Here is a 2,388-nt window from a genome sequence, read left to right as displayed (position 1 = left end):
CATGCAGGCCGTCCTCGACGAACGCATCCAGCGCGACCGCCGGCACGGCACCACCCGCGGCCGCCGGCGCGAGCCCCACCCGGTGCGCCGGCAGGTGCGCCACCCCGAGCGGCACGCTCACCGTGAAGCAGCTGCCCAGGCCCGGCCCGCTGGTCACCACCACGTTGCCGCCGTGCAGCCGCACCAGCTCCTTCACCAGCGCGAGGCCGATGCCGGTGCCCTCGTGCGAGCGCGAGCGCGCCCCGGCCACGCGGTGGAAACGGTCGAACACATGGGCGAGCGCCTCATCGTCCATGCCGATGCCGGTGTCGCGCACCTCCAGCACGGCCTGGCCGGCCTCGCTGCGCAGCGAGACGGCGATCTCGCCCTCGAACGTGAACTTGAACGCGTTCGACAGCAGGTTCAGGACCACCTTCTCCCACATGTCGACATCGACGAACACCTCGTGCGGAAGCGTGTCGCAGGCGACGACGAAGCGCAGCCCCGCGTGCTCGATCGCCGAGCGGAAGGCCGATGCGAAATCGCGCGTCAGCGCCGCGAGGTCGGTGGCCTGGTAGCTCGCCTCGACGCGCCCGGCCTCGATGCGCGAGAACTCCAGCAGCGAGTTGACGAGCTTGCGCAGCCGCTCGCCGTTGCGGTGCGCGAGCTGCAGCGCGTCGTGCAGATCGGCCGGCAGGTCCGGGCGCAGCAGCGCGTCCTGCAGGGGGCCCAGCATCAGCGTCAGCGGCGTGCGCAGCTCATGGCTCACGTTGCTGAAGAACACGTTCTTCGCGCGGTCGAGCTCGGCCAGCGCCTCGGCCTTCTGCTGCTCTTCGAGCCGCGCGCGCACCTCGCCGAGCCGCGACGCGACCTGCGAGGCCACCAGCGACAGGAAACTGCGGTAGGCATCGTCGAGCCGCCGGCGCGGGCTGATGCCCACCACCAGCGCGCCGACGTTCGACGCCTGCCCGGCCACCGCCAGCGGCAGCACGACGGCCTGCTGCACCGGCTCGGTCCACGCACCGCGGATCGCGCCGACATGCTGCGCGATGCCGTCGGCCCGCTGCGGCAGCCCGCTGCGCTCGGCCTCGCGAACGGCCACCGTCAGCGGCGACGCGCCGTTGCGCGCCAACCGGCGCGGCAACGCATCGGGCGGCACGTTGGCGGTCTGCGTGACACGGGTCAGTTCGAGGTCGCTGCCGTCGGCGGCATCGGGCAGGTAGAGCACGGCGAACGGCAGGTCCTGCGGGCTGTTGCCGAGCGTGGCGACCAGCTGCGCCGCGGCGGCCGCGAGCGTCGGCAGCTCGCGGACCGGCAACGCGGCCAGCTCGCGCAACAGGCGCAGCCGGCGCTCGCCGATCGCGCGCTCGGTGTCCTCGACGACGACGCACAGCATGCCGGCCACGCGATCGGCATCGTCATACACCGGGCTGTACGAGAAGGTGTGGAAGGTTTCCTCGAGGTAGCCGCTGCGCTCCAGGAACAGCTGCAGGCCCTCGTCCCAGGTGGCGGTGCCGGTGCTCAGCACCTGGTCGATGCGCGGGCCGATGTCGTGCCAGATCTCGGCCCAGACCACGTCAGCGCGCGCGCCGAGCACCCAGTCGTGCTTGATGCCGACGGTCGGCAGGTACGCGTCGTTGCAGAAGAACGTGGCCCCGCTGCCCCAGGCCATCCACATCGCGAAGCGCGAGTCGAGCATCACCCGCACGATGGTCTTCAGGCTCTGCGGCCAGCCGGCGGGGTCGCCGAGCGGCGTGCAGCCCCAGTCGAAGGCGCGCATGCGCGCGCCCATCTCACCACCCCCTTCGAGGAACCTCAGCGAAGCATCGACCATCTCGGCATGCTAGCGGCGAAAAGCAACAGCCGGTCACGCGCGTTACGGCGGCCATGCGAGCCGGTGCACCGGCTCGGTTAACCTCGCGGATTGTCCAACCCTCCGACCTCTTCCATGCGCCTCGTCCCGATCGCCTGCCTGTTGTGGTTCTCCTGCGCCGCCATGGCGCAATCCAAGGATGAGATCGTCGAAGGCGGGCTGCAAAGCGGCCAGCGCTACCAGATGGCGCAACACTGCGGCGCGAGCGATGCCGCGCTGGATGCCTTCAAGGGGCGCTTCGAGACCGAGGCGCACGGCCGCTCGGACCTGCTGGCCAAGCTGGACATCAACATCCTGAAGCTGTTCATGCAGGGCCGCCTGAACGGCGACCTGGCGTTCGAGGAACTGAAGGCCAAGCCGCAGGCCGAGCGCGACGCCGCCTGCCAGCAGGCGCTGCAGCAGATCGGCGCCAAAGCCTGAGAACCCTGATCAGCTCGGCAGGCCGGCCGTCTGCTGGCCGGCGTGTTCCCACGCGGCCTGCAGCGCCGCCGCGACCGGCGCGCTCGCAGGCGTCATCGGCGCGCGCAGCGCCGGGC

The 2,388-nt window shown here is 71.4% G+C and carries 2 protein-coding genes; one reads left to right on the top strand and one right to left on the bottom strand.

Annotation, left to right across the window (positions count from 1 at the left end; all coding sequences use genetic code 11):
- Positions 1-1,813: sensor histidine kinase (locus AC1DXV_RS33815; RefSeq protein WP_477937941.1), on the bottom strand; the 1,813-nt coding region annotated here is incomplete at its 3' end.
- A gap of 114 nt (positions 1,814-1,927) precedes the next feature.
- Here AC1DXV_RS33815 and AC1DXV_RS33810 point away from each other — a divergent pair.
- Entirely contained in the window at positions 1,928-2,272 is a 345-nt protein-coding gene (locus AC1DXV_RS33810) for a hypothetical protein (protein WP_477874066.1), read from the top strand.
- The last annotated feature ends 116 nt before the right edge of the window (positions 2,273-2,388 follow it).

This window comes from Rhizobacter sp. P3_C12 (genome assembly GCF_056402735.1).
This window is presented reverse-complemented; position numbering and strand designations above follow the sequence as displayed.

Excerpts from the sequence above, each read along its gene's own strand:
- AC1DXV_RS33810 (WP_477874066.1), top strand. The coding sequence starts at position 1,928 with ATGCGCCTCGTCCCGATCGCCTGCCTGTTGTGGTTCTCCTGCGCCGCC.